The sequence below is a fragment of the Kitasatospora dryopteridis genome (assembly GCF_050749075.1).
GTDB lineage: Bacteria > Actinomycetota > Actinomycetes > Streptomycetales > Streptomycetaceae > Kitasatospora.
In genome coordinates this window covers 7,181,071-7,207,670 of the sequence record NZ_CP192749.1, presented here as the reverse complement: position 1 = coordinate 7,207,670, position 26,600 = coordinate 7,181,071, and the positions used below count along the sequence as shown (strand labels likewise).

Sequence of the window (26,600 nt, the reverse complement as noted above, 5' to 3'; positions counted from 1 at the left end):
CTGCGGCCGCCCGGTCGGGCACTGCCGTCGGTGTGCCTCACACGTTCCTGCGGTACTGGCCGCCGACCTCGAAGAAGGCCTCGGTGACCTGCTGCAGGGAGCAGACCCGGGCGGCGTCCATGAGGACCTCGAAGACGTTCTCGCCGCTGATGGCGGCCGTCTTCAGCCGGGCGATCGCCTCCGCGGCCTCCGCGCCGTGCCCGCGCTGGTAGTCGCGGACGCGCTGCAGCTGGGACTCCTTCTCGGCCGTGGTGGCGCGGGCGAGCTCCAGCTGCTGGGGCTCGCCGTCGCCGCCGGGGCGGCGGAAGGTGTTGACGCCGATGATGGGCAGGCTGCCGTCGTGCTTGCGCTGCTCGTACAGCATCGACTCGTCCTGGATGCGGCCGCGCTGGTAGCCGGTCTCCATGGCGCCGAGCACGCCGCCGCGCTCGTTGATGCGGTCGAACTCGGCGAGCACCGCCTCCTCGACGAGGTCGGTGAGCTGGTCGATGACGAACGAGCCCTGCAGGGGGTTCTCGTTCATGGCGAGGCCCCACTCGCGGTTGATGATGAGCTGGATGGCCAGCGCCCGGCGCACCGACTCCTCGGAGGGGGTGGTGACGGCCTCGTCGTAGGCGTTGGTGTGCAGCGAGTTGGCGTTGTCGTAGATGGCGATCAGCGCCTGCAGGGTGGTGCGGATGTCGTTGAAGTCCATCTCCTGGGCGTGCAGCGAGCGGCCCGAGGTCTGCACGTGGTACTTCAGCTTCTGGGAGCGCTCGTTGCCGCCGTACTTCTGCTTCATCGCGACGGCCCAGATCCGCCGGGCGACCCGGCCGAGCACCGAGTACTCCGGGTCCATGCCGTTGGAGAAGAAGAACGACAGGTTGGGCGCGAAGTCGTCGATGTGCATGCCGCGGGCCAGGTACGCCTCGACGTAGGTGAAGCCGTTGGCGAGGGTGAAGGCGAGCTGGCTGATCGGGTTCGCGCCGGCTTCGGCGATGTGGTACCCGGAGATGGAGACGGAGTAGAAGTTGCGGACCTTGTTGGCGATGAACCACTCCTGGATGTCGGCCATCATCCGCAGCGAGAACTCGGTCGAGAACAGGCAGGTGTTCTGGCCCTGGTCCTCCTTGAGGATGTCCGCCTGCACCGTCCCGCGGACGTTCGCCAGTGCGTGCGCACGCAGCCCTGCCGCCTCCTCGGCCGACGGGTCGCGGCCCTCGGCGGCACGGAAGGCTTCGGTCTGCTGGTCGATCACGGTGTTGAGGAAGAACGCCAGGACGGTGGGCGCCGGGCCGTTGATGGTCATGGACACCGAGGTGGTGGGCGCGGCGAGGTCGAAGCCGTCGTAGAGCGCCTTCATGTCCGCCAGGGTCGCGACCGAGACGCCGGAGGTGCCGACCTTGCCGTAGATGTCGGGGCGCTCGTCGGGGTCGCGGCCGTAGAGGGTGACCGAGTCGAAGGCGGTGGACAGCCGGGTGGCGGGCTGGCCCTCGGAGAGCAGCTTGAACCGCCGGTTGGTGCGGAACGGGTCGCCCTCGCCCGCGAACATGCGGGCCGGGTCCTCGCCGTCCCGCTTGAACGGGAACACGCCCGCGGTGAACGGGAAGAGCCCGGGCAGGTTCTCGCGGCGCCAGAAGCCCACCAGTTCGCCGTGGTCGGTGAACCGGGGCAGCGCCACGCGCGGGATCCGGTTGCCCGACAGGGACTCGCGGGTCAGCTTGGTGCGGATCTCCTTGTCCCGGACGACGACGACCTGCTCGTCGCCCGAGTAGGAGGCCACCACGGCCGGCCAGTTCTCGATCTGCTCGGTGACCTCGTGCGGGAGCTGCTTGCGGGCGGTCGACAGCAGCGCCTCGACGTTCGCCGCGTCGTGGCCGGCGCCGGCGAGCTGGCCGCGGACCACGTCCAGGCGCTGCACCGACCGGGCCGCCTCGGTGAGCCGCTCGGTCTCGGCGTGGTAGCCGCGGACCGTCTCGGTGATCTCGGCGAGGTAGCGCACCCGCTCGGCGGGGACGACCTGGCGGATGCCGGAGGAGTGGCGTACGGAGACCTCCGGCAGGGCGCCCTCGGTCAGCGGCAGCCCGTGCTCGGCGAGGGCGGTCTTCAGGCTCTGGTAGAGCGCGGTGACCCCGTCGTCGTTGAAGGTGGCCGCGGAGGTGCCGAACACCGGCATGTCCTCGGGCCGCATGCCGAACGCCTCGCGGTTGCGGACCAGCTGGCGGCCCACGTCGCGCAGGGCGTCCTTGGCGCCGCGGCGCTCGAACTTGTTGATGGCGACGACGTCGGCGAAGTCGAGCATGTCGATCTTCTCGAGCTGGGAGGCGGCGCCGAACTCCGGCGTCATCACGTACAGCGAGGTGTCGACGAAGGGCACGATGGCCGCGTCGCCCTGGCCGATGCCGGGCGTCTCGACGATCACCAGGTCGAAGCCGGCGGCCTTGACGGCGTCGAGCACGTCGGACAGGTGCTCGGGCAGCTCGTGGCTGCCGCGGGTGGCCAGGCTGCGGAAGAAGACCCGGCTCCCGTCCAGGGAGTTCATCCGGATCCGGTCGCCCAGCAGCGCGCCGCCGCCGCGGCGCCGGGTCGGGTCGACCGCGATGACCGCGATCCGCAGCTTGTCCTGCTGGTCGACGCGGAACCTGCGGACCAGCTCGTCGGTCAGTGAGGACTTGCCGGAGCCGCCGGTGCCGGTGATGCCCAGGACGGGGGTCACCCGTGCTGCTGCGGCGGCGCGCGCCCGCTCCAGGAAGTCCGCGGGCAGCTTGCCCAGCTCCGCGCCGGTGATGCTGCGGGCGATCGCGAACCGGTCGCCGGCGAGCAGCGCGTCCACGTCGGCCGACCGGCCGTCCCACAGGTCGAAGTCGCAGTCCTTCACCACCGAGTTGACCATGCCGGCCAGGCCCATCCGCTGGCCGTCCTCGGGCGAGAAGATCGTCACGCCGCTGCTGCGCAGCCGGGCGATCTCCTCGGGCACGATCACGCCCCCGCCGCCGCCGACCACGCGGATGTGCTCGGCCCCGGCCTCGCGCAGCCGGTCGACGAGGTACTCGAAGTACTCCACGTGTCCGCCCTGGTAGGACGAGACGGCCACGCCGTGGGCGTCCTCCTCGAGCGCGGCGTCCACGACCTCCTGCACGGACCGGTTGTGCCCGAGGTGGATGACCTCGGCGCCCTGGGACTGGAAGATCCGCCGCATGATGTTGATCGACGCGTCGTGCCCGTCGAACAGTGCCGACGCGGTGACCAGTCGGACGGGGTGCACGGGACGGTGCAGGTCACTCATGGAGGCCCTCAATCGGTTCGGTGAGACTACTCAAGAAGATAGTAGGACGTCCTAGTATTTTAGCAAGGAGTGACGTGACCAGACGCACATGTCACTCGGGTGGCGGCCGGGTCGGCGGCGGCCCGACCGGCCGGTGCGATCGGATGCGGGCCGCCTCCGGGGGCTCACTCGCCGTATCCGGAGCCCCCTCCCCCGACGCGCGCCCCGCCTTCCCGGCACGGGTGTCCTCGGCCGATGCGGGTACACGCACCCACCAGGGGGAAGGGGGACAGAGACGATCGGGAGGCCGTGATGAGCGACAGTGGCAGGGGGGACGAGGTCTACCAGCCCGCGGACAGCAGCGGCGAGCAGGCCGACGCATCCGCGTTGGACCTGCAGAACGCGCTCGACGAGCGGACGTACGACGAGCTCCTCGACGAGGGCTGGTCACCGCCCGAGAGACCGCTCGGCGTCCAGCAGGCCGGAACCACGGCCGGGGAGCAGCGCGACCGCGAGTCGCTCGACGAGCGGCTGGCCCGCGAGCTCCCCGACCAGGACCCGGACCCGGGCGATCGCATCGGCGATCTGCCCGGCGGCGACGGCGAGCCGGTCGACCCAGAGGCGGGCACCGTGCGGGCCGGGCGCCTGGTCGCCCCCGACGAAGGAGCCCACTCGAGGACAACGGGGCTCTACGCCGCCGACGTGGGCATCGACGCCGGCGCGGCCCGCGCGGAGGAGGCGGCCGTGCACGTGGTGACGGAGCAGGACCTCGACAACCTCGACGACCGGGACACCGCGGACGAAGGCACGCCCTGGCCCTGACACCCGACACCCACCCGACTCGGCCGGCAGCGTGCCGCCCCGGACCGACCGCGTCCCGGCCGCGGCGACGCAGGGCCTGTGCGCCGCGGCGACGCGGGATTTGTGCCGATGTCAGCGGCGGCTGGCACCATGGCGATCATGAGCCGGATCATTTCGTACAGCACTGCCGACAAAGCCGACGTCCTGGGATTCCTCGGGGCCGCCGACCGCCTGACGCCGGACCAGCAACGCATCCTCGGCATGATGCGCGACAGGGCACGGAAGAGCCAGCTCGAACTCGACCGCCAGGGCATCGACTGGGGTCTGTCCGTCCCGGAGGCACTCGACCACCTCGTGGCCGGTCACGCGGGCTCGGACGCCGACTACGCGGCCGGCGCCTACTACCGGGCCCTTCAGCACATCATCGACTGCAACGCCTCCGATCCCTACGAACTCGGCGTGTACTCCAAGCCCGCCACCTTCTTCGGCCTGCTCGACGAGGAACTGCGCCGCCTGGACGTGAGCGCCGATCTGCTCCTGCACGACCACCTGTTCTCGGGCCCGCCGGAGGAGATCCCGTTCCACATCCCCTTCCCCGTGGACGGCCCGCACATCGGCATGTTCCCCCTCGCCAAGGCCAAGCCTGCGGCGGACGCCTACCGTGCCGTGCTCGACCGGATGAACGACGACTTCACGTACGACGTCCGTGAACTGATCGAGAAGCTCGAGTTCGAGCACACCGAGTGGGAGTACGCCACCAAGAACATCGACTGGTACACCCAGGACACCATCTTCTTCTCCATCACCGGCTGACCGCCCGGTCCGCGGCATTCACCGGAACTCGACGCCGAGGCCTTCGGGGACGTCGGCCGGCGAAAAGACGTCGGGCAGGTGGTGGACGCCCGGTGCCAGACCGGTCGCGGCCCGGGCGGCCAGCACGGCCAGCACGGCGGTCGCATGCGACTGCGACCGGCCGTGGGCCCACCGCGCGATGCCCTCCGGGCCCCGGGCGAGGACCCACCAGCGGTCCGTGCCGGGCAGGTGCATCCCGCGGGGCGCCCGGTCCGCGCCCGGCACCCTGGTCATCACCGCCAGTGCCGCGGTGGCCGCCCGGGAGTCCAGCCCGAAGTAGCTGCGCACGGGGACGCCCAGACGGGCCGTCAGCGTGTGCTGGTCGGAGAAGTCCGCCCGGTACAGCCGGCGTCGCCCGAGTCCGGGGATCTCGAAGGCCTCCGGGCGGGTGTAGTTGCGGACGGGCCTGCCGCCGCGGGTGTCCGGGAAGCGCCGGCCGAGCAGCCGGTAGCTCCACTCGGTCGCCGCGGCGCCGTGCCGCTCACCGGCGCCCAGGACCACGGCGAGGTCGATCGGCCCGGGTGCCGCCGCGTGCAGCGCGGTGGCCAGCATTCCGCTCAGCCCGGGGGCGAGCCCCACGCTGAGCAGTACCGGCACGGCGGGCTTCAGCGCCTCCAGGGCGGCGACACAGGACGTGCTTGCGGTGATGTCGACGAACGCCGTCCCGGAGTCCGCGGCCGCCACGGCGAGGGCGGGATCCTCGGCCCCCGACGCGTTGACCACGACGTCCGCATCGGCCAGCGCCGCCCGATACGCCCCGTCCTCGCCGTCCCGCACCGCCCGCAGATCGAGCACCCGGTCGGCCCGCGCCGGGTCGCGCCCCGCAGCCCATGCCGTGTCGCCGCCGGCCCGCAGCCGCTCCACGATCCCGGCGCCGACGGCGCCGTAGCCGCCCAGCACGAGAACCCTCATCTCGCCCCCCAATCACTAGAGTCAATCTCTAGAGTCGGACTCTAGCGAATCGCCGGACTAGGCTCCAGCCCATGGGCGAGGTCAGGGGCGGCGGTCGGCGGACCGAGAAGGCAAGGGAGACGCGGCGCCGGATGCTGGACGCCGCGCGCGGTCTGTTCACCGAGCAGGGCTACGGGGCGACCACGCTGCAGCACGTGGCCGACCGGGCCGGCGTCGCCGTGCAGACGATCTACTTCACCTTCGGCAACAAGCGGTCGCTGCTCAAGGAGCTGGTGGACGTCACCGTCGCCGGCGACGACGAGCCGGTGGCCACCATGGACCGGCCGTGGTTCCGCGACGCGCTGGCCGCCCCGACCGCCGAGGAGCACCTGAGGGCGCACGTCGGCGGGACCAGGGCGATCCTCGACCGGATGGCGGCCATCGACGAGATGGTCTGCGTGGCCTGCGCGACCGACCCCGAGGTCGCCGCGCTCTGGCCGAAGGAGAACGACCCGCGGCTCACCGTCCAGGCGGCGGCCGCCGCGGCACTGGCCGGCAAGCCGGGCGCCCGTCCCGGCGTCCCGGCCGAGCGGGCCGCGGACCTGCTGTACGGACTGCTCAGCACCGAGGTGTACCTGCTGTTCGTCCGGGATCGCGGCTGGACGCCGGACGCTTGGGAGCAGTGGGCCTTCGAGACCCTCCGCTCCCAGCTGTGCGAGGACTGACCGGCGCCGTCCCGGCGGGTGCCGAGAGACGGTCACCACCCGGGACGGGGCGGGCAGGAGCGGACGGTCACCACGCTGCGGGCCCCTCGCCGCAAGGGCGCCTCAGGCCAGTTATTAATAGGATTTTCAAGGGTTTGTGCGAAGGCCCGTCGGCCGTGGGAACGGACTGCCAGCATGGCGGGATGGATCAACCACTGAGCGGCCCGGCGGCGTCCGAAGCGGTCAACGACCACGGTTGGCGCTTCGTGCTGGGCACTCTGCAGACGTTCGTCCCGGTCCGGTCACTGGCTCGGGGAATCGCCCTGGCGTCGGAGGCCGTGGCGGTGTGCGGCAGTGATGCCGATCGGCATCTCCGGGTCGACGTACGCCGCGGGACGGTGCTGCTCGCCCTGCAGTCGTCGGACCACGCGGCGGTCACCACCCGGGACGTCGAACTCGCGCACCGGATCTCCGCAGCCGTGCACGGGGCCGGGCTGCGGACGGAGCCTGGGATCGGGACGCGGGCGCCGCGGTCCGTCCAGCTCGTGGAGATCGGGATCGATGCGCTGGACATCGCCGGGATCCGGCCGTTCTGGAAGGCGGTCCTCGGCTACGCCGAGGAACCGGGCGGCGGCGGACCGGAGGATCCGCTCGTCGACCCGCTCGGTCCCGGGCCCGCGGTCTGGTTCCAGCAGATGGACGAGGCGCGCCCGCAGCGCAACCGCATCCACCTGGACGTCTCCGTCCCGCACGACGAGGCGCCCCGGCGGATCGAAGCCGCGCTGGCGGCCGGGGGCCGAATGGTGTCCGCGGTCCGTGCCCCTGCCTTCTGGGTGCTGTCCGACCCCGAGGGGAACGAGGCGTGCATAACCACATGGCAGGGCCGGGAGAGCTGAGCCGCGGCCCGGCCCTCCCGGCCGGCGTTCAGTCCTGGAGGGTTCGCTCGTTCAGCAGGTCGAGGTTCCGGAACACCGGGGGCCCGTCGCACAGTGCCGCTGCCTGAGCCGCGAACTCCGCCGTCTCTGGGCGGTCGGAGTTGGCCATCGCCTGCTCGTACGAGGGGAACTCCACGATGTTCAGGTACACGTTCTCCGCGTCGCGGTCGCGGGTCTGCAGGGCCCTCGTCGCCAGACGGTTCCCCTCGTTCTTCTCCACCCAGCTGTCCAGCAGGGCGTTGAACTCGTCGATGCGGCTCGTCCGGTACTCGATGATCTGAATGAACCTCACGCCTTGACCTCCTCGACTCGGCAGACGGGCAGCCGTCCGCCGTCCAGCGTCTCCCGGGTCCCGGCGCGCCGCAAAAGCAGGCACCCGACAGGGTCGCCCACACCGGGCGCCCCCGTGCCGGCCCGCGCCCACTGCTGTTCAACCGCTTCGCCAGGGCGAGGGCGTGGCAGTTCTGCAGCCCCGGGCTCGAAACGGGCGAAGCCCGGACGGTGTCCGGGGCCGCGCATCCCCCGGGATTCGGTGCCCGGGACGAAGCCGGAACGGCTGCCGGAATACGGAATGCCCTGGACGCCGTCGAGCACACTCCCGCAACGCGCATGACAGAATTCGTACACGCCAGAGAAAACGGCCGACGGACTGCGCCCCTGCCGCAACGACCGGGGGCCCGTGCCGCGGTGTGCGGCACGGGCCCTTTCCCCGATGCGGCTACGGCCGCGCAGGAAGGTGTCAGAGGGGGCGAATGTTCTCCGCCTGCAGGCCCTTCTGGCCCTGCGTGACGTCGAACTCGACCTTCTGGCCCTCGAGCAGCTCACGGAAGCCCTGGGCGTTGATGTTCGAGAAGTGGGCGAACACGTCCGGGCCGCCGTCCTCCTGCTCGATAAAACCGAAGCCCTTTTCCCCGTTGAACCACTTCACGGTGCCAAAAGCCATTGAAATTCTCCTTCAGAGGCGCTGAAGCCCGCACTGCGCGGGCCTGCCGTCGCCGCACTGATGACCCACCGGGGAAGACCCGGGAAACAAAATACGCCTGCGGTGAGAACCAGCAGGCGCACACAGAGTTCATGGGAACCAAAACTGCAACTACTACGACCGTAGCAGGGTTCCTACCGGAACGGGAATTTTCGCGGGATTATTTTTTTCCGTCGCGCCGAACGAGCCCCCGGCGGGGGACGGCGGCCACCCGGCTCAGTGCCCGGCGGCCGGGCCCCTCGGGGGATGCCCGAGTACCGGGCGGACCACCGGTCCGCTCTCCGGGCCTCCGCGGCCCGGCTGACGGGACCGCACGGCTGCCTCCGCCGCCCGGAGCAGCACCCGGTCGAAATCCTCGATGCTCCGTGCGGTCCACGTCCGGAAGGGGGTGCCGGTGGAAGCGGGAACGCGCACGCCCGGCGTACGCGGCTCGTCGTCCCCGACCACTTCGATCACCTCCAGCCCCTCGGGCCGGTCGGCGAAGAGCCTTTCCCTCAGCTGTGCCGGCTCGGAATCGGCCGGGATCCGGCGGTCGAACAGCACCACCGCGGGTTCGGCGGCGAGGTCCGGAGAACCGGACTCCCGCTCCTCGAAGCCGTGGATGCCGACGCGGTACCCCGCGTCGCGGAGGAGGTCGTGGGCGTGCTCGGCCAGCGGCCGACGGGTCTGTGACGGGTAGGGGGTCCAGTCGGTGCGCCGGGTTCCGTAGCAGCGGGGGTCCCGGCCGGGCGGGAGTTCGGCCACGGTCGGGGCCAGCACGAAGAGCCGCAGCCGGGTGCGCGCTTCCGGCGCGTCGGCCGCGAAGGCGTTCGGCTGCTCGTCGAACGGCACGGGTCTCTGCACCGGGCTGACGGTCTCTTCGGCCACCTCGACGATGCGCTGGGCGATGCGGTGGACGGCGAGTTCGTACTGCGGCCGGTAGGCGGTGAGCTTGATCAGCGCGTACAGGCCCTCCGCGGCGTAGTCGGCGCCGAAAGCCTCGTGGTTGAACTGGAGGTCGTGGGCGCAGCGGGGCATGGTGTAGTGGCTCATGGCCACCCACATCACCGGGACGATCGCTCCGGTCGGTGTGCCTTCCCGGCTCCGCATGTAGACCGGCCGTCGGCTGAACGTGTGCCACTCCTGGCCGCACGCCGAACTGTTGAAGTAGCGGGGAGAGTAGAGCGGCACGAAGACCCGGCAGGTGGCCAGTTCCTTGGAGATCCGGTCCGTCCAGGACTCCCCGGCGGGCATCGCCTCGTCCATGAAGCCGATCGGCGCACCGGCGGGCACGTCGGTGAGTTCGGTGATGGTTTCGCAGACGTCGTCGTAGAACTTGGCGACCCATTGGTTCGGATCGCCTGCGCGGGGGGTCGTCCGGAGCGTGTGCGCGTAGCTGAGGAAGAAGTACGGGCGGGCCTCGGGCTGCCGGCCGGTGGCGGGCACGGGGTGCTCGGGTGCCGGGGGGCGTTCGGACACCTGGAGGGCACCACCGCCGCCGACGCGTTCGAGCAGGGACTCGCCCGCCCAGGCGAAGGGCTCGCCGTTCAGCGGCACGGCTCCGCCCCCGGCCAGCCATGCCGGGAACTCGGGTGAGCGGCCGACGAGTTGGTCCAGCCTGATGGACACCCGCTGGCGGACTTCCAGCAGCTCCACCGTCGGGACGGTGTGCAGAAGGAGTTCCTTGACGTCGGGATGGAAGTCGAACTGCCGGTAGTACAGCGGTGTCCGGGGCTGCTCCGCCCCGGACGGAGCGCCCGCCCGTGGTGACGCTCGGCGCATGATGCCGCTGAGGAACACTTCCGCGAGCGTGGCGGCGTCGGCAAACCCCTCGCCCAGCCCCGAACTCTGGACCAGCCGCATCACGGGGACGCTGAGTGGCGCGGCCGCGGCCAAATGGGCGGCCAGCCTGTGCGCGCCGGGCGTGGCGGCCGCGAGGAAGCGGTCGACGGGTCCTTCGGCACGTGGCCCGCCGGACGGGACGGGTCGGCGGCCCTCGCCCCCGGTCGGGGCGGGGACGTCCGTCCACAGCGGCAGCCTGCCCTCGCCGTCGGAGGAGGCGAGCAGGGCCGCCCAGTCGCCCAGTGAGGCCGGCGACAGTTCCAGCACCGGGACGGGGGCGCCTGCGGAGCGATCGTGCTCGCCGGTGATGCGCCACGCCGAGTTCGGAGCCCCCGGGCCGCCCGTACGCGCGGTCACGGTGGTCACGGACACACCGGATCCGGGCCACAGCCACCGTGGCATGGTGTGGACGACCGCGGTCGGACCGCAGCGCGCCCACCCGTCCAGCACCGGCCGCATGCGGCCGTCCCGCCAGGCCGAGCCGGCCCCGTCGGTCAGCACCAGGACGAGGGTCTGCCCGGTCGGGTCGGCGGCTGCCTCCGGGCCGAGCAGCAGACCCTCCTCCTCGAACGGCCGGCGCCGCAGCCGGACCTGCCCCGGGCCGCGGCCGCGCACCCCGAGCAGCCGTACTTGCCGGATGCCCCCGATCCGGGCCAGCAGCCGGGTCAGTTCCAGCATGTGCCGCCGCCAGATCAGCATGGAGACGCCGTCGTCGACCACGAGCGTGCACCGCAGCCACGGCTCCCGCAGCGGGCGCATGACAGCGGTCGGCATGCCGGTGTCGGCCCAGGCGGCGGCGGTGGCCGGCTCGTCCAGGTCGGCACCGTCCGGGCGGTTGCGGGTGCGTTTGAGCGGGCGGAGCGCCCGCCCCAGCGCCAGCTCCTCGCGCAGCGCCTTGTGTTCGGGCACCCGTACGGCCCGTCCGCCCGGGGCGGTGTCCTGGCCGGGCGAACGGCCGTCTGGGGTTCCGGCGCCGGAGTGCAGCGGGCTGTGCGGGTTCGGCGTCCTGCCGTCCCCGCCCCGGCCGGCCGCCCGGCGGGGCCGGGTGCCCGGTCTGCGGCCGGTCCGCGAGTCGGCGCCGAGGGCCTCGGCGAGTGCCGCCTGGAGCGGGCTCCCCTCGGTCGGAAGGCGGCGGGACAGCCAGAGGACGTCGAGGAGGTCCTCGACGTCGAGATCGACGCCGGCGCTCCTGAGGACCCGGAGAGCCCCCTGCAGCGCTGCGTTCATCGCCCCTCCTCTCCTGTGGCCGGGGGAAGTCAGACGGTTCCGCCGAGGCTGTGGAGCACGGCGTCGATCAGGTCGTTCGCCGCCAGGTCGACGCCGCTCCGCCGCAGGAACACGGCGTTCAGCAGCTGGTCGGTGGCGAGTTCGCCGTATTCACGCCGGTTCAGGAAGTCGCCGAGCACGTCCTCCGTGTCGGCGAGCGCCTCCGGGCCGAGGTGGGCCTCGACGATCTCGCGGAGCCGGTCCTCGTCCGGGTCGGGCAGGTCGAGCCGGAGGCAACGCCTCAGGAAGGCGGGCGGGAAGTCCCGCTCGCCGTTGCTGGTGATGACGACGACCGGGAACTCGGTGCAGGCGACGCGGCCCCGCACCACTCGGGCGCGGGGGCTGCCGGCGTCCGCGGTCAGCACGTCGACCTCGGCCTGGTCCTCGGGGAGGCGGGCGAGTTCGGGGATCTCGAACGCCCCGTCCTCGAACACCGTCAGCAGGTCGTTGGGCAGGTCGACATCGCCCTTGTCGAGCTCGTCGACCAGCAGGACCCTGGGGCGGCCGGTCGGCACGAGCGCGGTCCCGACCGGTCCGAGCCTGACGAAGCCGCCGATGTCGGGCTCGCCGCCACCGAACTCGCGGGCGAGGTTGCTCTCCCTGAGCCTGCCGATGGCGTCGTACCGGTAGAGCCCGTCCTGAAGGCTGGAACGGCTGTTCACCGGCCAGTGCAGGACCGGACCCAGAGTCAGCTCGTGGGCGATCGCGCCGGCCAGCGAGGTCTTCCCGGTGCCGGGTCTGCCGGTCACCAGTAGCGGCCGGCGGAGGTGGAGCGCCGCGTTGACCACGTCCGCGTGCACCGGACTGATCCGGTACGGCCGCGGCGTCCCGGTCCGCCCGCCGGGGCCGCCCAGGCTGCGCCAGGGGGGAGCGGCCGGCAGGACCGGTTCCCGTGCCTCGTTGTCGCCGCGGAACAGCCGCCAGTCGTCCCCGTGCGCGGCCTGCCCGTGTACCGGTTCAGTCATGTCGTCCTCCCCCGCAGGCGTCAGCCGGTGCGGTGTCGTTGCCGTCCTCGTCCGGGTCCGCGAGCCGGAGGATCGGCGGTGCGGGCCTGGCGAGGTCCTCCTGCGCGAGGACCGGGCGGAGGGGGAAGTCCTCGGCCCGGCCGTAGGAGCCGATGCGGTAGCGCCAGACGAGGCCGGCGATCTCGGCGAGCGGGCCGAGCAGCTCCGTGAACGGCTCGGCCGCCGGGCCGCCGCGTGCGGACCGGTCCCACATCACCACGGGAACGCCGAACTCCAGGCACCGCGCGGCGAGTTGCCTCAGCCGGGCCGGATCGGCGCAGCTCAGCACCACGCACGCCGCGTCGCCGTCCTGCTTGAGGACGCTGAAGAGTTGCTGCCGGCCGTGTCCGTCGTGCAGTTCGAGGACCGGTTCGGGCCGGTGCCGGCGGCGGAGCTCCTTGGCGCGTTCCTTCGCCGGCACCGTGCCGAGCTCGGCGGCCAGCCGGACCACCAGGGGGTACTCCAGGCCGAGCGGCCTGGCCGGGTCGGTACGGGCCCGTTCCTCGGCGAGGGAGGTGTCCCACTCCTCGATCGGCAGGTCGATGTCGTCGGCGTCGAGGAAGAACTCGACCGTGGGCAGGGTGTCGTGCTCGTCGTCGCCCCAGCCGGCCACCTCCTCGCGGACGCGGCGGGCCACCTCCTCGGCCGTGCACGGCCGGTTCCCGTGGCCGCCCACCTGCCTGAGCCCGGTCCCGCCGACGTCGGTCCACATCAGGCTCCGGAAACTGCCGGCTCCGCCGCGCATCCCGCGCTCGTGGCGGATCAGCCGCACCACCAGCCGGGCGGGCGGCCCGGCGGACACCCTGCCCAGTGCCCACTCCTCCGCGGCCAACCGGTGCTCGAACAGGCCGGCCTTGCTCACGCCCAGCTGGTCGGCGACCTCCTCCGACCAGGCCCGCAACCGGACCGCCTCGCCGAGGACCTCGTCCGGCTGCTCCCCGGCCGCGGCTGCTGCGGCGAGGTACTCGAGGTACTTCAGCAGCACGGGTACCCGGCGGACGGACGGTGCGAAGGAGGGCGCGCCCGCATAGCCCTCCAGGTGCTCGACCAGTGCGGCGTGCCGGGTGGCGAAGCCCCTGCGGGCGTACCCGTCGGTGCGCAGCCAGACGGGGAGCCGCAGCATGGGCAGGGCCGCGCGGGCCACCTCGTCGATCGGCGGCAGGCGCGCCCCGAGGTCCAGGAAGACCGTGTCCAGGATGTCGAGCAGCCAGTCGTGCTGGTCCGGTGTCAGCAGGCCCGGTGCGCCGAGTGAGCGGCCGGTGTCGAACAGCCGGTGGGCGGCGTCCTTGTCGTGCGGCCGCAGGTACTCGGCGAGGACGGCCAGGGAACGCGGCTCCTCCAGGAGCAGCGTCGCGAGCTGCCTGACGTCCGGGGCGGTTCCGGCGGGGCCGGTTCCGTCCGGGGTGCGGCCGGCCCGGTGGCCGGGGCCGGGCTCGCCGTCGAACGGGTCGTCGGCGTACCGCCGGAAGTGGTCGGCGAGGTGGCGGGCGGCGTCCTCGCGCTCCCGTGCCCCGGGCAGCACGCTGCGCAGCAGGTCCGCCATGGGTGACAGCCCCGGGAGCCGGCGGCGTTGCCCGGTGCGCTGCCCGGGCAGCAGTTGCCGGGCCCGGTCGGTGCCGAGGGTGTTCCGGAGTTCGTTCCTGATCGCCTGCCAGGAGAGGGCGAAGGCCCGGTCGTCGTACCCGCTGCGGGTCTGCCCGGAGTGCAGTTTGCCGACGGCGAGGCCCACGACCGCCTGCGCGTCCGGGCACCAGAGCGGGCCGCCGCTGTATCCGGCGACGATGCCGGGGCCGGTGGCGGAGGCGTCGAGGTAGGCGCGGTCGGCGTCACAGACCTTCACCCGGACGTCGACGACGGACACCGCCTGGCCTCCCCCGTACCACGCGCGGAGCGACTGGCCGACCGCCATGTCGTGCCAGCGCTGCGGTTCCAGGAACGCGGGCGGTTCGTCGGCCAGCCGGAGGACGGCCAGGTCGCCGTGCCAGGCGACGTCCTTCGCGAGGGGCGCGGTGCCGTCCGGTCGGCGGGGTGCGATCCACTCCTCCACCGCTGCGCGGAGCAGCGCCGGCGGGCGGTGGTGCGAGCCGCCCTCGCGGAACAGCACCTGCAGTGCTTCGTGGGCGGGCGGCGGATGTTGGACGAACAGGTCGCGGCCGAGGGCCGCATTCACGACGTGGGCACAGGTGAGGACGTACCGGCCGTGCAGCAGGACGCCGGCTCCCACGGCCTGGCCGTCGGCGCGGCCGAGCACCGAGGCGAAGGCGCTGCGCAGCGAGCGTTCCGCTGCCGCACCGCCGCCCTCGAACCAGCCCGCCACATCAGTCGAGTTTCCAGGTGGCCGAGACGGTGAGACTGGCCTGTGCGCTGCTGCCGACGATGCCGATCGACAGGTCGGAACCGAACTGCACGCCGAAGTCCACGGTCACCTCGTGCGGCCGGTCCTGCACCGATGCCACGGTGTCGTGCACCTCCTGGAGCAGCGGCACCAGCGGCTGGAGGGCGGTGTGGAGGGCGTCGCGGCTCAGGGCGGCCGCCTGCCGGACGACCCGTTCCGTGCGTCGGCCGACGGGGGCGGAGCCGCCGAGACCGGGCGGCAGCTGCTCGTCGGCGGAGGCGTCCGGCTGGGCCGGGACCTGTGCGGGAGGCGGGTCGGCGACGGCGTCCGGTCCGTCCACGGGGAAGGTGCGGAGCCTGACCGACTGGCCGTCGGCGAATTCGAACTCGAGGAACTCTGCCACGGAGGGATTCTCCCGGAGGCCTGCCGCGGGTGCGCCGCGATTCGGGAATCATGGCGGAAACTGTTCGCCCGACGGATCGTCATGTACCGCTGCCGGTACGGAGCTTGTCCGACGGCACCCTGGTGGCAGTGGCGGCCGGCCGCCGAGGCGGCACCGATCCTCCGCCGGTCACTGCACGGCGGCCGCGCGGCGTTCCAGGACGGCGAGGGCCAGGCGCCCCCAGCGGATGTTCTCCTCCTCGAAGGCGATGCCGCGCAGCAGGGTGAGGTAGGGGCCCACCCGCTCGGCTCGGGCGAGGAACTCGTCCTCGCTGCGTCCGTCGAGGAGCCTGGTCCGCAGCCGTCCGTAGCGGGCGAGCTTGGCCTCGGCCCAGGTGATCCGCTCGGTGATCGCGGCCCGCACGCCGTCCAGGTCGCCGGCGTCCACGGCCCTGACCTTCACCATCAGTTCGTCGCGGACGGCGCCGGGGCGCAGCGGTTCGGCGGTGAAGGCGCGCAGCTGCTCCCGGCCGGCCTCGGTGAGCGAGAAGAGGCGCTTGTTGGGCCGCCGCTCCTGCTGGACGGTACGGGCCCGGACGAGGCCCTCGGCCTCCATCCGCTCGAGCTCCCGGTAGAGCTGCTGGGGGGTGGCCATCCAGTAGTTGGCGACGGACGCGTCGAACTCCTTGGCCAGGTCGTACCCGGACGCCTCGCCCTCCAGAAGTGCGGCCATGACCGCGTTGCGCAACGCCATTGGGACAGCGTAGCCCGCGTGCGGGGCCGTCTCCGGTGCCGCCCTGGACAGCGGCCGGGGGTGGGGCCTAGTGTCCGACGCACCTAGTCAACTATTTGAGTATGTGGTTCTGTGGAGGTGACCGGATGCACCCCTTCCGCGAGGCCGTGGAGCGGCGCGACCCAGCCGCGCTCGAGGCGCTGCTCGCCGAGGACGTCGTGTTCACCAGCCCCGTCGCTTTCAAGCCGTACCCGGGCAAGGCGATCACCGCGGCGATCCTGCGCGCGGTGATGCAGGTCTTCGAGGACTTCCGCTACGTGCGGGAGTTCGAGAGCCCGGACGGCCGCGGCCATGCGCTGGCGTTCACCGCGACGGTCGACGGCCGGCGGGTCGACGGCTGCGACTTCCTGCACACCGACGAGAACGGCCTGATCGACGACCTCACGGTCATGGTCCGCCCGCTGTCCGGGGCGCAGGCGCTCGCCGGGGCGATGGCCGCCAGGTTCGACCAGATCACCCGCGAGGCACTGGAGGCCTCCACCCGCTGAACGCCCGTCGGGCCGCCCCTCGGACGGGCGGCCCGACCACTGCACGCTTTGCCGGTCAGCCGCCGGTCTGCTCGGTCACGCAGAGGATGTTGCCCTCGGTGTCCTTGAACCAGGCGGCCCGCATCCCCTCGGCCTCCGCGACGCCGTCGACGGTCTTCAGGTCGGGCAGGTCGTAGTCCTCGAAGGTGACCCCGCGGTCGCGCAGCGCCTTCATCTCGGCGTCCAGGCTCGAGACCTTCCAGCTGGCGAGGGTGTGCGAGGCCTGGCCGCCGTACGGCGTCTCGTACATGCCGAAGCGGGTGCCGCCGCACTCGAAGGTGACCTCCGCCGGGTTCTCGTCCACGAGGGCCAGTCCCAGCGTGTCGCGGTAGAAAGCCTTGGCCCGTTCCAGGTCGGCAACCGGGATGACGGGAAGGAGTGGTGCGTCAGCAAGCATGTCCATCGCCTCCTCCTCCCAGGCTAGTTCCGACGGCACCGCCGCGCCCGGGCCGCCGCGGCAGGCCCCGCGGGCGCTCAGCGGGCGAGGCCGTGCAGCAGCAGCTCGGCGAGGTGGGCGTAGGCGTCGGCGTCGGCCAGCCCGGTGGCGGCGGCCACCTGTCGCTGCTGGATGCGCACCATCACCGAGGTGATCACGTCGGCGGCGAAGGCCACGTGCACCTCACGGAAGGCCCCGTCGGCCACACCCTCGTCGATCAGCTCCTGGACGCGCCGCGCCGCCGCACGGGTGTTGCGCTCGTACACCTCGGCCGCGGGCTCGAAGGCCGCCAGGTCGTCGAAGAACCGCCCGGACACCGGGGCGAGTTCGGCGGCCACCGCGGTGAGGTAGGCGGCCAGCCGCTTGGCCGGGTCGCTCTCGGCGGCCAGCGCCCCCTCCACGCGCACGGTGGCGCGCCGGAAGAAGTGCACCACGGCCGCCCGGACGAGCTGCTCCTTGCTGCCCGCGAGGCCGTACAGCGTGCGCTTGGAGCAGCGCAGCCGGGCGGCCAGGTCGTCCAGGGTCAGCTGGGCGAAGCCCTCGGCGATCAGGAGGGCGGTCAACTCCTCGAACAGTTCCGTCCGGCGGGCGGCGCCGCGTCCGGTCAGCTTCGGGGCGTCGCCGGGGTGGGGTTCGATCACGCGTCCAGTATTCCAGGGCCTTATGGTCTACTCTATGCGGTACTGAAGTACCGCTACGAGTACCGTTTGGAGGTTCCCATGGCCGTCGACCGGCTCCTCCCCACCCAGGAGGCCGAGGACTTGATCGCGCTTACCCGCGAGATCGCCGACCGGGAGCTGGCGACGCGGGTCGAGCAGCACGAGAACGACGAGAGCTACCCCGAGGGCCTGTTCACCCTGCTGGGCAAGGCCGGCCTGCTGGGCCTGGCCTACCCCGAGGAGTACGGCGGCGGCGGCCAGCCGTACGAGGTCTACCTCCAGGTGCTCGAGGAGCTCGCCGCGCGCTGGGCCGCCGTGGCCGTGGCGACCAGCGTCCACACCCTGGCCTGCCACCCGCTGTACGCCTTCGGCACCGACGAGCAGAAGAAGCGCTGGCTCCCGGACATGCTCGGCGGCGCGATGGTCGGCGGCTACAGCCTCTCCGAGCCGCAGGCCGGCTCCGACGCCGCCGGGCTCAGCTGCAAGGCCGAGGCCGCCGACGGCGGGTACCGCATCACCGGCACCAAGGCGTGGATCACCCACGGCGGCAAGGCCGACTTCTACGCCCTGTTCGCCCGCACCGGCCCCGGCAGCCACGGCGTCTCCTGCTTCCTCGCCCCGGGCGAGGCCGAGGGCCTGACCTTCGGCAAGCCCGAGCGCAAGATGGGCCTGCAGGCCGTCCCCACCACCTCCGCGCACTGGGACGGCGCGCTGCTCGGCGCCGACCGACTGATCGGCACCGAGGGCCAGGGCCTGCAGATCGCCTTCAGCGCCCTGGACAACGGCCGCCTCGGCATCGCCGCCTGCGCCACCGGCCTCGCCCAGTCCGCGCTGGACTCCGCCGTGGCCTACGCGAAGGAGCGGACGACCTTCGGCCGCCGCATCATCGACCACCAGGGCCTGGGCTTCCTGCTCGCCGACATGGCCGCCGCGGTCGACTCCGCCCGCGCCACCTACCTCGACGCCGCCCGGCGCCGGGACGCGGGCCGGCCCTTCAGCCGCCAGGCCAGCGTCGCCAAGCTGATCGCCACCGACGCCGCCATGAAGGTCACCACCGACGCCGTCCAGGTGCTCGGCGGCTACGGCTACACCCGGGACTTCCCGGTCGAGCGGTACATGCGCGAGGCGAAGATCATGCAGATCTTCGAGGGCACCAACCAGATCCAGCGCCTGGTCATCAGCCGCGGCCTGGCCGGCTGACCCGCGCCGTCCCCGACGGCCCGCCCCGCCTCCGGGGCGGGCCGATCGACTCGGCGCCTCCCGAGCCGCAGCGCGGGTGCGCCCCGCTGTGCCTAGTCTCGAATGGTCGGCACGGTGCACTCCGCACCTGCGGGACGGGAGGACGGGATGGCCGTCGATCCGGCAGGGCCCCGACAGTCCGGACAGCCACGGGACGGCGGGTACGGCGAGGCGCTCTTCGAGCCCTGGCGGCCCGGCGAGGGCGAGCGCATCGACCTCGGCTCGCTCACCTACGACGACACCACCCGCCGCCGCCTGCTCGCCCTCGGCGTCGGACCGGGCAGCCGCTGCCTGGAGGTCGGTGCCGGCACCGGCACCGTCGCACGGTGGCTCGCCGAGGAGGTCGGCGTCGCCGAAGTGCTGGCCGTCGACCGGGACGTCCGCTTCCTCGAACCGCACGCCGGCGGCGCCCTGCACACCCTGGCCGCCGACGTCACCGCACCCGGCTTCGACCCCGGCCGCTTCGACCTGGTGCACGCCCGCTTCGTCCTGATGCACCTCCCCGAACACCGGCAGGTCGCGGCCCGGCTGGCCGGTCTGCTCCGCCCCGGCGGCCACCTCGTCCTCGGCGACGCGATCGACCTCACCACCGCCGCCCCGCCGGACAGCCCGTACCGGCTGGCGATGCGCGCCATGTGGCGCGCCCTGCACACCACCATCGGCACCGACGTCGGCTGGACCCCGCAGTACCCGCGGCTGCTGGCCGGTCTCGGCCTGACCGGCGTCGGCGCCGAGGTCACCGTGCCGCCGCTGACCGCCGGCAGCCCGATCGCCGCCTTCTGGCTCGACACCTGGAAACGCTCCCGCCCGGCCATGCTCGCCACCGGACTGGTCACCGAGGACACCCTGGCCGTGGCCGAACAGGCCCTCGCCGACGGCACCGCCGCCGACCTCTCCCCCGGCCTGATCACGGCCTGGGGCCGCCGCTGACCGCGGCAAGCCGCGGGGAACTGCGCAGCCCGAGTGCGGGCGGCACGACAGCATGAGCCAGCCACGGTCTGTACGAGCGCCCACATCCGAATCGCGCAGTTCTCCCCCAGCCTTCGGCCGGGAGGTGCCCCCACGCGACCCTGAACAGTTCCCCTCGCCCCTGATGGGACACCCGCCCCTGAAAAAATCCCAGGGTCAGCTGGGCGGGGAGGGCTTGAGGAGGACGAAGTCGGCGCCGTTGGGGTCGACGCAGACGGCGAGTCGGCCGACGCCGGGGGCGTCCTCGGGTTCCATCTGCAGGCTGCCGCCGTTGGCCTTCACCCGGGCGGCTGCGGCGTCGGTGTCGTCCACGGCGAACACCGGGTGCCAGTAGGGGCGGCCCTTGGTGAGCGTCAGGTGCTCGGGCGGCAGCTGCATCAGGCCGCCGTGCATGCGATCCGCGGGGAGCCCGGCGGGGGTGATCAGCCAGTAGGTGCCCGGTGCGTCGCCGGGCATCGGCATGGCCTCGGTCTGCCAGCCGAAGAGGGTGCCGTAGAACTCGCGGGCTGCGGGCTCGTCGGTGGTGTAGAGCTCCGTCCAGCACAGGCTGCCGGGCTCGTCGACGGCCTCCAGGCCGGGTTCGGCGGCGGCCTGCCAGACGGCGAACTGCCCGCCCTGGGGGTCGGAGAACTGGGCCATCCGCCCGCCCTCGCCGGCGTCCATCGGCGCGACCCGGACGGTGCCGCCGAGCCGCTTCACGGTCTCGGCGGCGGCGTCCGCGTCGGTGGTCCTGTAGTAGATCATCCAGGCGGAACGGGCGCCCTCCTCGGTGAGCGGGCCGATCGCCGCCACCACCTTGCCCTTGTTGCGCAGTGCCGTGTAGCCGCCGGCCTCCTCGCCGTAGGACTTGGCCTCCCAGCCGAACACGGCGGTGTAGAAGGCGGCCGCCGCGTCCACGTCGGGTGCGCCGAGGTCCAGCCAGCACGGGGAACCGGGTACGAAATCCGTAGTGATCACGTCTTCTCCCATCGAGAGTGCCACCGGGGTTCAGCACCGCGGTGGCCACCGCGGCCCAGCCTTCCAGCGGCCCCGGGCCCCCGCCCGTCGGCACGCCGCCCGCCGTGGCATCCGGCGGACGCGCCCTCACGGCTGCCGCAGCGGCGGGCTGCCGTGGTCCGGGAGGAGCGCGCACAGCCGCAACGGGTTGCGGCCGGCGGCGAGGACGGTGCCGTCGGGGCGGACCAGGGCCGCTCTCGTGCGGCCCCGGCGCAGCCAGCGGTGCAGGTCGGTGCCGGGGTGTGCGGTGACGGGCACACCGCCGCGGCGCCGGATCTCGGCGACGAGCGACGGGGTCGGTGCCCGGTCGGTGACGAGGGCGAAGCGGCCGCGGGCCAGGTCGTCGAACCGGCGGCCGTCCGCGAGTTCCGCGTTCGGGCAGAGCCGCCCGGCCAGGGTGGGGCCGAGGCGGGTCCGGTGGACGAGTGCGGAGCGGTGCAGGGGCGGGGTTTCGCTGTCGAGGAGGCGGTCGGTGAGTCGGGGCAGCAGGTGCAGGCGGGGGGCGAGCGCCCCGCGGAGCGTGTCGCCGAGGTCTCCGCCCGCGGTCATGGCGGTGCCCATCAGCTTGGCCAGGGTGATCAGCCTGCGGGCGTGCGGCCTGCGTTCGGCCTGGTAGCTGTCCAGCACGGGCTCGGGCAGCTGTCCGGCGAGGACGCCGGCGAGTTTCCAGGCGAGGTTGGCGGCGTCGCGCAGGCCTGCGCCCATGCCCTGTCCGATGAACGGCGGGGTCAGGTGGGCCGCGTCGCCGAGCAGGAACACCCGCCGGTCGCGCCAGCGGTCGGCGATCTGGGCGCGGAAGACGTACTCGGCCGTGCGGACGATCTCCAGCTGTTCGGCCGGCACGTCACCGGTCCAGGGGCGGACGAGTGGGTGCAGGCGGGCGATGTCGCGGTAGTCGTCGGCGCTCTCGCCGGGCAGCAGGCGGAACTCCCAGCGGTAGCGGCGTTCCCCGATCCGCATGAAGGTACCGGCCCGGACGGGGTCGCAGACCTGGTGCACGCCCTCCCACTGGTCGAGGCGGGCGTCGGTGGCGACGTCGACGACGAGCCAGCGCTGGGCGAAGCGCAGGTCCTGCATGGTGGCGCCGATCGCCGTCCGGGTGAGGCTGTTGGCGCCGTCGCAGCCCAGCACGTACGAAGCCAGGACGGTGTCGGTCCCGCCGGTGGCCCGGTCGGTGAACTGCACGCGCACCGGGCCGCTGCCGGTCTGTTCGACCCCGGTGACCTCGGTGTTCCCGCGCAGGGTGACGGTGCTCTGCCGCCCGAGGTTGGTGCGCAGGACCTCCTCCAGCTGCGGCTGGTCGAACATGTTGGCCTCGGGGTAGCCGTGCCGACCCCTGGTGGCGCCGCGCCGGAACTCGGCGAGCACGCGCAGTTCGCGGTCGAGCAGCCGCAGCCCCCGGGAGGGCCTGGAGATGGCGGCGAACTGCTCGCCGACGCCGAGCCGCGCGAGCAGCCGGTGGATCTCGTCGTCGAGGTGGACGGCGCGGGGCAGCGGGTAGACCGACTCCCACCGGTCCAGGACGAGGGTGCGGATGCCGTACTGGCCGAGCAGGGTCGCCGCGGTCAGTCCGGTGGGGCCGGCGCCGAGCACGACCACGGATGTCACGTCCCCGGTCACGGCGCCGCCTCACCCGTGGGCACGGCAGCGGCATCGGCCGAGGCCCGGGCCCAGGTCCAGGTCCATGGGACGGCGTACCGGTCGAGGACGGCGCCCGCGGCCGCGCGGTCGGCCTCGGAGGCGCCGGCGGCGGTGACGGACACGGTCACCGTGCCGTCCTCGACCGCGGTGTCGACGTTGATGCCGCCGCCGATGCCGGTCAGGGCCTCGGCCAGGGCCCGGCGGGTGGCGTCGGCGCGCAGCGCGAGCTTGTAGGGCTTGCCGACGTCGGTGACCGGGAGCGTGTCCAGGACGGTGACGGTCTTCGGTGCGGCGGCGGCTTCGGGGACGTGTTCGGCGGCCCAGGCCAGGAGTCGGTCCTCCGTCAGGTCGGCGCCGGGGGCGAGGGTGACGTAGGCGACCGGTACCTCGCCGGCGTGGGCGTCCGGGCGGCCGACGGCGCCGGCGGCGGTGACCTGCGGGTGGGCGAGCAGTGCGTCCTCGACGACCGCGGGGTCGATGTTGTGGCCGCCGCGGATGATCAGGTCCTTGGCGCGGCCGGAGAGGTGGACGAATCCGTCGGCGTCGACGCGGGCGAGGTCGCCGGTGTCCAGCCAGCCGTCGACGAGTTTGCCGAGGCCGTCCAGCACGGGACGGCCCGTTGCGTCGCGGCCGGTGACGTAGCCGGCGAAGACGGTCGGGCCGCTGATCGCCAGCAGGCCCGTCCGGCCGGCGGGCAGTTCCTCCCACGTCTCGGGGTGCACGGCCTTGAGCCGCTGGTAGGGCATGCGCTGGCCGACGGCGCCGGGCCGGGGCGTGCCGGGGAAGCTGCGGGCGCTGGCGCAGGTGGCCTCCGTCAGTCCGTAGCCCTCGACCAGCACTGCGCCCGTGCGGGCCTGGAAGGAGTCGCGGACGGCGGCGGGCAGCGGCGAGGCGCCGACCATGGCGTGCCGCAGGCTGGTGATGTCGGCGTCGACCGGGCACTGCGCGAGGACGGCGTACACGGTCGGCACGGCGCTCATGGCGGTGATCCGGTAGTGCTCGACGATCTTCCAGAACTCGCCGTACAGCGCGGGTTCGCGGTACCCCAGCGGCCCTGCCCACACCACCTGCCGGCCCTTGAACAGCGGCGCGAGCAGGGTCACCAGCAGGGCGTTCACGTGGAAGAGCGGGAGGGCGGCGAAGACCACTGCCCCGCCGTCGAGTTGGGGGTCGGCGGCGATCATCCAGCCGTTGGCGACCTCGTTGCGGTGGGTGTGGGCGGCGAGCTTCGGCGTGCCGGTGGTGCCGCCGGTGTGGAAGAACGCGGCCAGGTCGCCCGGCCCGGGCGGTGTGCCGGTGAAGGCGGACGCGTCCTCGACCGCGGCGAGGCCGGCCAGGTCCGCGACCAGCAGGCCGTCGATCTGCGGCAGTGGCGCGGGCTCGCCAGCGGACGCGGTGGGCCGCAGGACCAGGACCACGTCGAGCCCGCCGGCCAGCGCCGGGATCTTCGCCCAGACGTCCGGGGCCAGTTCGGGCCCGGCGGCGACCATGATCCGGGCGCCGGAGCGGCGCAGCAGCTCGGCCAGGTGGGCGGGGGCCAGGCTGCCGTTGAGGGGTGCGGCGATCCCGGCGAGCTGGGCGGCGAGGGTGGCGGGGACGAGTTCGGCGCAGTTGGGTGCCATCAGGGCGACCGCGTCGCCGCGGCGGACGCCGAGCCGGTGCAGCAGGTTGGCGTAGCGGTGCACCCGGGCGAGCAGCCCGGCGAAGGTGTACTGCAGCGGTGTGCGCCACCGTGCGGCGTCGGGCAGGACGGTCAGTGCGGTGCGGTCCGGCCACCGCCGGGCGGCCCGCACGAGCAGGTCGTGGGTCGAGGCGGGAAGGCCGCGGGCCTCGAGCGGCACGGTCTCGACGGCGGACAGGTCGGCGGGGCCGGTGTACCGGGGCCAGAGCAGTTCGTCGCCGGTCATGCGTACCTCACGACCGTGCGCTGGCGGCCGAGGTCGATCGCGCCGTCGTCGGTCGCCACGGCGGCCTCGACGACGTCCCCGTCGCGCAGGTACTTGGCGTTCTTCGCCTGGGACTTGAAGAACAGCCGCCACTTGGTCGCGGCCGGCAGCAGCGAGCCGAGCAGTTCGACGGGCTTGGGCGGCGCGCTGAGCGCGGTGCCGACCGGCGTGCCGGTGAGCAGCAGGTCGCCCGTGTCCAGGTGCTGGAAGCGGGCCAGTGACCGGAGGGCCTCCAGCGGCCGGTGGATCATGTCGGAGGCGGGCATGTCCTGCCGCAGTTCGCCGTTGACCCACAGGCGCAGCCGCAGCTCGGCGAACCGCGCGAGGTCGTCCTCGTCCAGCAGGACGAGGACGGGCCCGACCGGGGTGAAGCCGGGGTAGGACTTGGCCTCGTAGAACTGGGTCTGGGGCAGCTGGACGTCCCGTGCGGAGACGTCGTTGGTGACCACCAGTGCGCCGATGTACCGGCCCAGGTCGCCGGCGGTGATCGCGGTGCCGACGGGCAGCGGGGCGCCGAGGACGATCCCGATCTCCACCTCGTAGTCGAGCAGCCGGACGTGCGCGGGCCGGACGATGTCGTCGCCGGGGCCGCCGATCGAGCCGGACGCCTTGCGGAAGAACGTCAGCGGGATGTTCCGCGGGTCGAGGCCCGCGTCGGCGGCGTGGGAGGCGAAGTTCGTCATCTGGGCGACCACCCGGCAGGGCGTGGTGACCGGGGAGAGCGGTACCAGGTCGGCGAGCGGGACGCCCTCGGCGGTGCTCCGCACGGCGGCGGCGACGGCGGCGCGGTCGGCGAGCAGCTCGGCGGTGGTGGCGGCCGCGGTGTCGACGCGGACGGCCGTCGCGCCGCGGGCGGCGAACCAGCCGTCGGCGGTGCGCAGGACGTTGGTACTCATCGCTTCATCGCTTTCATCAGGCCCAGCAGGCGGGCGGGGTCGATCTCGTTGTCCGCGCGCAGGGCCCGCAGGACCTCGCGGAGCAGGGCGGGGGACGGGGCGGCGCCGAGGAAGTCGCGGGTGGCGGGCGGCCCCCACTGGGCCAGGCCGCTCGCGGACATCGGTGCCCATCCGGGTTCGGTGTCGCAGGAGAAGAGGTCGCCGTCGGCGAAGTGCTCGACCATCAGCCGGTCGGGGTCGCGCCAGTAGTCGAAGAGCTGGCTGCCCTGGATGTGGCGGCCGATGCCCCAGCTGCGCCGGTGGCCGCGCTCGGCGAGGTACTCGCCGCCGGCTGCGATCGCGTCCAGGTCGGTGACCTGGTAGGCGGAGTGGACGTATCCGGTGCGCGGCCCCAGGTGCATGGCCAGGGTGTGGTGGTCGACGGGCACGCTGCCCCGGTCGCAGCGGACGAACGCCATGGTCGGCCCCCGTCGGCGCTGTCCGTCGAGGTAGAGGAAGTCGCTGACGATCAGGCCGAGGGTGTCCAGGTACCAGTCCAGGGCCTGCCCGAACTTCGGTGTCTCCAGCACGACGTGGCCCAGGCGCTGGACCCGGGCGGGCTCGCGCGGCGGCCGCTGGGGGGCGTTCGTCCGGGGGCGGTCCGGGCCGAAGTTGAGTGGGAGCGGCTGCTGTTCGGGCAGGGCCGCGAGCTGTTCGGTGCCGTGCACCACGCGGACCGGGAAGCCGGAGGGGTCGGTCAGCTCGACGAACCGGCCGCCGCCGAACTCGGCCGACTCCCGCACCGGCCGACCGCTCGCCCGGGCCAGCCGGTCCAGGTCGCGGCGTTCCGCGGCGCGGAACGCCGGCCCGACGAACCGCGAGGCGCGGCCGCGGCGGATCACCACGCAGGCCGGTCCCGGGAGGGTGCCGCGCAGGTACAGCGCCGCGGGCGTGCGGGCGGCGACGGCGAAGCCGAAGTCCCGGGCGAAGACCTCGGCGCGGTCCAGGTCGGGCTTCTCGAACTCCAGCCAGGCCAGGTCGGCGACCTTGACCACCGGATCGCGGGGCCGGCCGGAGTGCTCGCCGCGGAGCGCGCCGTGCTCGCTGTGCAGGTCCTGGTGGGCCGTGGTCGCGTCGGCCTTCCGGCCGGGGGTGTCGGACATGGGTGCTCTCCGTCGGGGGTGGCTCCACGGGCACGATGCTGATCGACAGCTCGTAATTGATAAAAGCATCAGCCTTGGGGGAAGGGCTCGTCAAGGCTTGGAGATGATGAAGTCATCACTTCTGGGCTGACCTAGACTCG

General features: G+C 73.1%; 23 protein-coding genes. 7 read left to right on the top strand and 16 right to left on the bottom strand.

Annotation, left to right across the window (positions count from 1 at the left end; translation table 11 throughout):
* Nucleotides 1-37 precede the first annotated feature (37 nt).
* On the bottom strand, nucleotides 38-3,265 hold the full coding sequence (gene icmF, locus ACQ614_RS32620) for a fused isobutyryl-CoA mutase/GTPase IcmF (protein ID WP_431682604.1): 3,228 nt from the start codon (nucleotides 3,263-3,265) through the stop codon (nucleotides 38-40).
* Between the two features lie 291 nt (nucleotides 3,266-3,556).
* Here icmF and ACQ614_RS32615 point away from each other — a divergent pair, with 291 nt between their 5' ends.
* Nucleotides 3,557-4,066, top strand: coding sequence for a DUF5709 domain-containing protein (locus ACQ614_RS32615; RefSeq protein WP_431682602.1), 510 nt, complete (start codon nucleotides 3,557-3,559; stop codon nucleotides 4,064-4,066).
* A 138-nt stretch (nucleotides 4,067-4,204) separates the two neighbouring features.
* On the top strand, nucleotides 4,205-4,858 hold the full coding sequence (locus ACQ614_RS32610) for a DUF7691 family protein (protein ID WP_431682600.1): 654 nt from the start codon (nucleotides 4,205-4,207) through the stop codon (nucleotides 4,856-4,858).
* Nucleotides 4,859-4,876: 18 nt separating this feature from the next.
* Here the strand turns inward: ACQ614_RS32610 and ACQ614_RS32605 are convergent, their stop codons facing one another.
* Nucleotides 4,877-5,809: a hypothetical protein gene (locus ACQ614_RS32605; RefSeq protein ID WP_431682599.1), complete on the bottom strand. Its 933-nt coding sequence runs from the start codon at nucleotides 5,807-5,809 to the stop codon at nucleotides 4,877-4,879.
* Nucleotides 5,810-5,880: 71 nt separating this feature from the next.
* Between ACQ614_RS32605 and ACQ614_RS32600 the strand changes: the two genes are divergently transcribed.
* Together ACQ614_RS32600 and ACQ614_RS32595 are read left to right on the top strand one after the other, a co-directional pair.
* Nucleotides 5,881-6,513 carry a TetR/AcrR family transcriptional regulator gene (locus ACQ614_RS32600; protein WP_431682597.1) on the top strand — a complete coding sequence of 211 codons (633 nt, stop codon included), beginning with the start codon at nucleotides 5,881-5,883 and terminating at the stop codon, nucleotides 6,511-6,513.
* Nucleotides 6,514-6,695: 182 nt separating this feature from the next.
* Nucleotides 6,696-7,388, top strand: a complete 693-nt coding sequence (locus ACQ614_RS32595; protein WP_431682595.1) for a VOC family protein — start codon at nucleotides 6,696-6,698, stop codon at nucleotides 7,386-7,388.
* A gap of 28 nt (nucleotides 7,389-7,416) precedes the next feature.
* Here the strand turns inward: ACQ614_RS32595 and ACQ614_RS32590 are convergent, their stop codons facing one another.
* The 7 genes from ACQ614_RS32590 to ACQ614_RS32560 form a co-directional block, all read right to left on the bottom strand.
* Nucleotides 7,417-7,719 (bottom strand): hypothetical protein, encoded by a 303-nt coding sequence (locus tag ACQ614_RS32590; RefSeq protein ID WP_363500606.1) that lies wholly within the window; start codon nucleotides 7,717-7,719, stop codon nucleotides 7,417-7,419.
* Between the two features lie 447 nt (nucleotides 7,720-8,166).
* Nucleotides 8,167-8,370 carry a cold-shock protein gene (locus ACQ614_RS32585; RefSeq protein WP_431682594.1) on the bottom strand — a complete coding sequence of 68 codons (204 nt, stop codon included), beginning with the start codon at nucleotides 8,368-8,370 and terminating at the stop codon, nucleotides 8,167-8,169.
* 255 nt (nucleotides 8,371-8,625) lie between these two features.
* Nucleotides 8,626-11,457: a TIR-like protein FxsC gene (locus ACQ614_RS32580; protein ID WP_431682592.1), complete on the bottom strand. Its 2,832-nt coding sequence runs from the start codon at nucleotides 11,455-11,457 to the stop codon at nucleotides 8,626-8,628.
* Between the two features lie 29 nt (nucleotides 11,458-11,486).
* Nucleotides 11,487-12,461, bottom strand: a complete 975-nt coding sequence (locus ACQ614_RS32575; protein WP_431682591.1) for an AAA family ATPase — start codon at nucleotides 12,459-12,461, stop codon at nucleotides 11,487-11,489.
* The gene (locus ACQ614_RS32570; RefSeq protein WP_431682589.1) at nucleotides 12,454-14,817 is read right to left on the bottom strand and encodes a trypsin-like peptidase domain-containing protein; all 2,364 of its coding nucleotides are present in this window, start codon (nucleotides 14,815-14,817) and stop codon (nucleotides 12,454-12,456) included. The genes ACQ614_RS32575 and ACQ614_RS32570 overlap by 8 nt, the downstream gene beginning before the upstream one ends.
* A gap of 1 nt (nucleotide 14,818) precedes the next feature.
* A complete protein-coding gene (locus tag ACQ614_RS32565) occupies nucleotides 14,819-15,238 on the bottom strand; it encodes a CU044_2847 family protein (RefSeq protein WP_431682588.1) in 420 nt (139 codons plus the stop codon).
* Between the two features lie 168 nt (nucleotides 15,239-15,406).
* On the bottom strand, nucleotides 15,407-15,970 hold the full coding sequence (locus ACQ614_RS32560) for a PadR family transcriptional regulator (protein WP_431682587.1): 564 nt from the start codon (nucleotides 15,968-15,970) through the stop codon (nucleotides 15,407-15,409).
* Between the two features lie 125 nt (nucleotides 15,971-16,095).
* Between ACQ614_RS32560 and ACQ614_RS32555 the strand changes: the two genes are divergently transcribed.
* Nucleotides 16,096-16,497 (top strand): nuclear transport factor 2 family protein, encoded by a 402-nt coding sequence (locus ACQ614_RS32555; protein WP_431682586.1) that lies wholly within the window; start codon nucleotides 16,096-16,098, stop codon nucleotides 16,495-16,497.
* 55 nt (nucleotides 16,498-16,552) lie between these two features.
* Here the strand turns inward: ACQ614_RS32555 and ACQ614_RS32550 are convergent, their stop codons facing one another.
* Both ACQ614_RS32550 and ACQ614_RS32545 read right to left on the bottom strand, forming a co-directional pair.
* Nucleotides 16,553-16,939 (bottom strand): VOC family protein, encoded by a 387-nt coding sequence (locus ACQ614_RS32550; protein ID WP_431682585.1) that lies wholly within the window; start codon nucleotides 16,937-16,939, stop codon nucleotides 16,553-16,555.
* A gap of 71 nt (nucleotides 16,940-17,010) precedes the next feature.
* Nucleotides 17,011-17,613, bottom strand: coding sequence for a TetR/AcrR family transcriptional regulator (locus ACQ614_RS32545; protein ID WP_431682584.1), 603 nt, complete (start codon nucleotides 17,611-17,613; stop codon nucleotides 17,011-17,013).
* A gap of 78 nt (nucleotides 17,614-17,691) precedes the next feature.
* On the opposite strand from ACQ614_RS32545, the gene ACQ614_RS32540 reads away from it, so the two are divergent.
* Both ACQ614_RS32540 and ACQ614_RS32535 read left to right on the top strand, forming a co-directional pair.
* Complete coding sequence (locus tag ACQ614_RS32540) at nucleotides 17,692-18,831, top strand: acyl-CoA dehydrogenase family protein (protein ID WP_431682582.1); 1,140 nt, start codon at nucleotides 17,692-17,694, stop codon at nucleotides 18,829-18,831.
* A 147-nt stretch (nucleotides 18,832-18,978) separates the two neighbouring features.
* Nucleotides 18,979-19,800 carry a class I SAM-dependent methyltransferase gene (locus ACQ614_RS32535; RefSeq protein WP_431682581.1) on the top strand — a complete coding sequence of 274 codons (822 nt, stop codon included), beginning with the start codon at nucleotides 18,979-18,981 and terminating at the stop codon, nucleotides 19,798-19,800.
* A gap of 195 nt (nucleotides 19,801-19,995) precedes the next feature.
* Here ACQ614_RS32535 and ACQ614_RS32530 read toward each other — a convergent pair whose 3' ends face one another.
* From ACQ614_RS32530 to ACQ614_RS32510, 5 genes are all read right to left on the bottom strand, one after another.
* Complete coding sequence (locus ACQ614_RS32530; RefSeq protein ID WP_431682580.1) at nucleotides 19,996-20,796, bottom strand: VOC family protein; 801 nt, start codon at nucleotides 20,794-20,796, stop codon at nucleotides 19,996-19,998.
* Between the two features lie 126 nt (nucleotides 20,797-20,922).
* Nucleotides 20,923-22,455, bottom strand: coding sequence for a bifunctional 3-(3-hydroxy-phenyl)propionate/3-hydroxycinnamic acid hydroxylase (locus ACQ614_RS32525; protein ID WP_431682579.1), 1,533 nt, complete (start codon nucleotides 22,453-22,455; stop codon nucleotides 20,923-20,925).
* Nucleotides 22,452-24,383, bottom strand: coding sequence for an acyl-CoA synthetase (locus ACQ614_RS32520; RefSeq protein ID WP_431682578.1), 1,932 nt, complete (start codon nucleotides 24,381-24,383; stop codon nucleotides 22,452-22,454). The genes ACQ614_RS32525 and ACQ614_RS32520 overlap by 4 nt, the downstream gene beginning before the upstream one ends.
* Nucleotides 24,380-25,318, bottom strand: coding sequence for a fumarylacetoacetate hydrolase family protein (locus tag ACQ614_RS32515; protein ID WP_431682577.1), 939 nt, complete (start codon nucleotides 25,316-25,318; stop codon nucleotides 24,380-24,382). The genes ACQ614_RS32520 and ACQ614_RS32515 overlap by 4 nt, the downstream gene beginning before the upstream one ends.
* Complete coding sequence (locus ACQ614_RS32510) at nucleotides 25,315-26,460, bottom strand: VOC family protein (RefSeq protein WP_431682576.1); 1,146 nt, start codon at nucleotides 26,458-26,460, stop codon at nucleotides 25,315-25,317. The genes ACQ614_RS32515 and ACQ614_RS32510 overlap by 4 nt, the downstream gene beginning before the upstream one ends.
* Nucleotides 26,461-26,600: the final 140 nt, after the last annotated feature.

Coding starts and splice junctions, on each gene's coding strand:
- ACQ614_RS32540 (WP_431682582.1), top strand. CDS start 17,692: ATGGCCGTCGACCGGCTCCTCCCCACCCAGGAGGCCGAGGACTTGATC.
- ACQ614_RS32520 (WP_431682578.1), bottom strand. CDS start 24,383: ATGACCGGCGACGAACTGCTCTGGCCCCGGTACACCGGCCCCGCCGAC.
- ACQ614_RS32555 (WP_431682586.1), top strand. CDS start 16,096: ATGCACCCCTTCCGCGAGGCCGTGGAGCGGCGCGACCCAGCCGCGCTC.
- ACQ614_RS32550 (WP_431682585.1), bottom strand. CDS start 16,939: ATGGACATGCTTGCTGACGCACCACTCCTTCCCGTCATCCCGGTTGCC.
- ACQ614_RS32535 (WP_431682581.1), top strand. CDS start 18,979: ATGGCCGTCGATCCGGCAGGGCCCCGACAGTCCGGACAGCCACGGGAC.
- ACQ614_RS32510 (WP_431682576.1), bottom strand. CDS start 26,460: ATGTCCGACACCCCCGGCCGGAAGGCCGACGCGACCACGGCCCACCAG.
- ACQ614_RS32580 (WP_431682592.1), bottom strand. CDS start 11,457: ATGAACGCAGCGCTGCAGGGGGCTCTCCGGGTCCTCAGGAGCGCCGGC.
- ACQ614_RS32595 (WP_431682595.1), top strand. CDS start 6,696: ATGGATCAACCACTGAGCGGCCCGGCGGCGTCCGAAGCGGTCAACGAC.
- ACQ614_RS32600 (WP_431682597.1), top strand. CDS start 5,881: ATGGGCGAGGTCAGGGGCGGCGGTCGGCGGACCGAGAAGGCAAGGGAG.
- ACQ614_RS32605 (WP_431682599.1), bottom strand. CDS start 5,809: ATGAGGGTTCTCGTGCTGGGCGGCTACGGCGCCGTCGGCGCCGGGATC.
- ACQ614_RS32515 (WP_431682577.1), bottom strand. CDS start 25,318: ATGAGTACCAACGTCCTGCGCACCGCCGACGGCTGGTTCGCCGCCCGC.
- ACQ614_RS32560 (WP_431682587.1), bottom strand. CDS start 15,970: ATGGCGTTGCGCAACGCGGTCATGGCCGCACTTCTGGAGGGCGAGGCG.
- icmF (WP_431682604.1), bottom strand. CDS start 3,265: ATGAGTGACCTGCACCGTCCCGTGCACCCCGTCCGACTGGTCACCGCG.
- ACQ614_RS32575 (WP_431682591.1), bottom strand. CDS start 12,461: ATGACTGAACCGGTACACGGGCAGGCCGCGCACGGGGACGACTGGCGG.
- ACQ614_RS32610 (WP_431682600.1), top strand. CDS start 4,205: ATGAGCCGGATCATTTCGTACAGCACTGCCGACAAAGCCGACGTCCTG.
- ACQ614_RS32585 (WP_431682594.1), bottom strand. CDS start 8,370: ATGGCTTTTGGCACCGTGAAGTGGTTCAACGGGGAAAAGGGCTTCGGT.
- ACQ614_RS32615 (WP_431682602.1), top strand. CDS start 3,557: ATGAGCGACAGTGGCAGGGGGGACGAGGTCTACCAGCCCGCGGACAGC.